The following is a 4,136-nucleotide window of genomic DNA, read 5'->3' on the forward strand; positions in this document are numbered from 1 at the left end:
GCAGAATCCCATGACCTTCCAGCGCCCAATTGAGGGCCACTTCACCGTCGTTGCAGCCTAACGCGCCACGCACTTTGACGTTTTGCGTGCGCCCGCCGTTGGTAAAGCTCCATACGCCGTAGGGCGTTTCGTTTTGCCGCAGGAAGATGCAGTTGTGTTGCTGTAAATCCGCCAGGCGTTGCGGCACGCCATGCTTTTCCAGGTACAGCGGCGAGGCGCAGAGCAGGCGGCGATTGGAGGCAATCTTGCGCGCATGAAAGGCCGCGTCCGGCAGCGTGCCAAAACGAATGCCCAGGTCAAACCCGTGAGTTGCCAGGTCGAGCGGGTGATCGCTGATTTCCAGTTGTATTTCCACCTCCGGGTATTGCGCGAAGAACGCGCCCAATGCCGGGCCGATGTAGCGACGACCGAAACCCAAAGACGCGTTGACGCGAATCAGGCCTTTCGGCGTTGCCCGGCTGCTGCTGATGAGCTGCTCGACCTCATCGATCTGCGTCAGGATGCGCGCGGCATGGGAAAAATACAGTTCACCTTCCGAGGTCAGGCTCATCGAGCGCGTGGTGCGGTTGACCAGGCGGATGCCCAGCCGTGCTTCCAGCGCGGTCAGGCGTTTGCTCACCGCCGGCGGGGTCACGCCCAGCTCTCGCGCCGTCGCGGCGAGGCTGCCTTTGTTGGCCAGCAGGTAGAAAAATGACAAATCCAGGGTCTGGCTCATTGGTAACTCAAATTCATCTATGTAGTGATTTGGAGTAACTCACGCTCATTTGCTCACTACATATACTCCGCTCACACCCTGATTGAACACCCCCGTTCGACAGGCACAACAAGAACGTAACGAGAGTGGAGTTGATGATGAGCGCATACAAAATTGCTGCGGTTCCAGGTGATGGCATCGGCGTGGAAGTGATCGCAGCGGGCGTCGAAGTGCTGCAAGCCTTGTCGAAAAAGTCCGGCTTCGAACTGGCCTTCAAACACTTCGACTGGAACTCGGATAACTACCTGAAAAACGGCTACTACATCCCTGAAGGTGGCCTGGAAGAACTGAAAACCTTCGATGCGATTTTCTTCGGCGCGGTCGGTGCGCTCAATGTGCCGGATCACATTTCCCTGTGGGGCCTGCGCCTGCCGATCTGCCAGGGCTTCGACCAGTACGCCAACGTGCGTCCGGCCCGCGTCCTGCCAGGGGTGAAAAGCCCACTGCATAACGGTGATCAGATCGACTGGGTGGTGGTGCGTGAAAACTCCGAGGGCGAATACTCCGGCAACGGCGGTCGCGTGCACCGGGGCCTGCCGGAAGAAGTCGCCACCGAAGTGTCGGTGTTCACCCGTGCCGGGGTCGAGCGCATTCACCGTTTTGCTTTCGAACTGGCGCGCAGCCGTCCGCGCAAGCACCTGACCATGGTCACCAAATCCAACGCCCAGCGTCACGGCATGGTGTTGTGGGACGAGATCTTCTACGAAGTCGCCAAGGACTTTGCGGACGTGAAGATCGACAAGGAACTGGTCGACGCCGTAACCACGCGCATGGTGCTCAAACCGTCGACGCTGGACGTAATCGTCGCCACCAACCTGCACGCTGACATCCTGTCCGATCTGGCCGCCGCATTGTCCGGCAGCCTGGGCATCGCGCCGACTGCCAATCTCAACCCGTCACGCAAATTCCCCTCGATGTTCGAACCGATCCACGGCTCGGCCTTCGACATCACCGGCAAAGGCGTGGCCAACCCGATCGCCACATTCTGGACCGCGGCAATGATGCTCGAGCACCTGGGCGAAGCGGCCGCGGCGAAACAGCTGATGTCGGCCATCGAAGCCGTGACCGAAAGCGGTTTGCATACCCCGGATCTGGGCGGCACGGCCACCACCCGGCAGATCACCGATGCAGTCATTGCGTTGATCAACCGCTGATATTTCCCACCGATTCAAAGTCGTACTGCGGCACAGCGCCAAGGGGCAGATCGCTGAATCTGACCCTTTGGCATTTCCTGACAACAATAAAAAATCAGGGCCCTGTCATGAAAAGAATATTTGGCAAACTCTACGTACAAGTGCTCATCGCGGTCATCCTCGGTGCCATTGTCGGGGTGTTCATTCCCGAGACTGGAGCTGCGCTCAAACCCTTGGGTGACGCGTTCATCAAGCTGATCAAAATGCTGCTTGCCCCGGTGATTYTCCTCACGGTGGTGACGGGCATTGCGCGCATGGAGAACATGAAAGAGTTGGGGCGTGTCGGCTTCCGGGCGCTGCTCTATTTCGAAGTGGTCTCCACACTGGCGCTGGTGGTCGGCCTGGTCGTGGTCGATGTGTTCAAACCCGGCGCAGGCATGAACATCGATGTCGCCTCGCTGGATACGTCCAGTCTGGCGACCTACACCACGGCGGTGAAACATGCGTCGTTCATGGACTTTGTGATGAACATCATCCCCGACACCATCGTGGATGCCTTCGCCAAAGGCAACGTCCTGCAAATCTTGCTGTTCTCCATTCTGCTGGGCGTTGCCCTGGCGCATGTCGGGCCGCGCGCAAAAGTGTTCGTCGACACGCTGGATAGCCTGATGCAAGGGATGTTTCGCATCGTCAACATGGTCATGCGTCTGGCCCCCATCGGTGCCTTCGGGGCAATTGCCTTTACCATCGGCAAGTACGGCTTCGGTTCGCTGTTCTCCCTCGGCAAATTGATGGCGTGCGTGTACCTGACCTGCGCGGTGTTCGTGATCTTCGTGCTCGGGCCGATCTGCCGCTACAGCGGTTTCAGCCTGTGGAAATTTTTGAAGTTCATCAAGGAAGAACTGTTCACCGTACTGGGGACCAGCTCTTCGGAATCGGTGCTGCCGCAGATGATTTCCAAGATGGAAAAGGCCGGCGTTTCCAAACCCGTCGCCGGGATGATCATTCCCTCGGGCTTGACCTTCAACCCGGACGGCCAGGCGATCTACTACACCATCGCCGCGATCTTCATTGCCCAGGCGACCAACACACCGCTGACCCTCATGGACCAGTTGATCGTGCTGGCGGTGCTGATGTTCACCTCCAAAGGCTCGGCGGGAGTGACCGGTTCGGGGTTCATCATCCTGGCGGCGACGCTGTCCTCCCTCGGCACCATCCCGGTGGCGGGCATGGTGCTGTTGCTGGGCGTCGATCGGTTCATGTCGGAAGCACGCGCGATCACCAACACCATCGGCAACGGCGTCGGCACCATGGCCATTGCCAAATGGGTCGGCGCGTTGGACACGGTGAAGATGAACAAGGCGCTGAACGGGGAGGGCGCGGAGGCAAAGCCCGAGATGGCTCAGGCGGACACTGTTGCTGTTGCGGCATCGACGCCAACCAGCGCGATGGCCTCATCGCGAGCAGGCGCGCTCCCACAAGGGGTGTATGTCGAGTCCAAGTAGCCGGGACCATGCAGCTCAAAAAATGTGGGAGCGGGCTTGATCAGAGGGGCGGTTGGGCAACCAGGCCTTCTTCCCCTCGACCGGTGCAACCGTGCCTTTGGCCTCGCGGAAACATTCGCTCCTGATCGAGGCGGTGTAAAAAACTGCGTCAAGGTGCAGCGTTCGGACGAACATAGTAATTGTCGAACTCGCCGCTTTCGACGAATTGGAAGCCATGACGGATGTAAAACCGATTCGAAGCGCTCTCTTTGAGCGCGCCCACCCTGACAGGGAGCGCGGCGGCATCCGCTTCTTTGAAAATYTGTTCGAGGACAGCAGAACCTACACCTGTTCCCTGAGCATTCGGTCGCACATACAAGTGGTCAAGTAGCAGTTCGTTCAGCTGAGGCTTGACCACAATAAAACCGACTCGCTCACCGGCCAGCTCAATGTGACGCGTGTTGCGACAATCAAAACCGTTGATAAAACGCTCACGTGCACGTATCGGATCAAATCGCCCAATCCGTTCAAGACTTTCGCGCATGGCCTCAATTCGAATGGCCACAAGATTGTCCAGGTCGGCGGGGTGAGCCGGAACCAACATTACTGGAGGACTTTCAACAGGTATGACGGACATCGTTTGCACTCTAATCATCACGGGGAGCCAGCGCCAGTACGATGGATTTCATTCTGGCCCTTCTGCAGCGGCGCTAATGGAGCAAAGAGAGTTATAGATTAGCTTCAAGGCTTCGATGTGGGCGCCAG

General features: G+C 58.3%; 4 protein-coding genes. 2 read left to right on the forward strand and 2 right to left on the reverse strand.

What is annotated here, in order from left to right:
* Positions 1–715 (reverse strand): LysR family transcriptional regulator (locus AC1DLB_RS23305; RefSeq protein WP_477785718.1); only part of this gene is annotated, 715 nt, incomplete at its 3' end.
* 137 nt (positions 716–852) lie between these two features.
* Here AC1DLB_RS23305 and AC1DLB_RS23310 point away from each other — a divergent pair.
* Positions 853–1,908, forward strand: coding sequence for a tartrate dehydrogenase (locus AC1DLB_RS23310; RefSeq protein WP_111453716.1), 1,056 nt, complete (start codon positions 853–855; stop codon positions 1,906–1,908).
* A 107-nt stretch (positions 1,909–2,015) separates the two neighbouring features.
* Positions 2,016–3,392 (forward strand): dicarboxylate/amino acid:cation symporter, encoded by a 1,377-nt coding sequence (locus AC1DLB_RS23315; RefSeq protein ID WP_477785719.1) that lies wholly within the window; start codon positions 2,016–2,018, stop codon positions 3,390–3,392.
* A 148-nt stretch (positions 3,393–3,540) separates the two neighbouring features.
* On the opposite strand, the gene AC1DLB_RS23320 is transcribed toward AC1DLB_RS23315, so the two are convergent.
* Positions 3,541–4,008: a GNAT family N-acetyltransferase gene (locus AC1DLB_RS23320; protein ID WP_064621220.1), complete on the reverse strand. Its 468-nt coding sequence runs from the start codon at positions 4,006–4,008 to the stop codon at positions 3,541–3,543.
* Positions 4,009–4,136: the final 128 nt, after the last annotated feature.

Source organism: Pseudomonas sp. 05N434 (genome assembly GCF_056396965.1).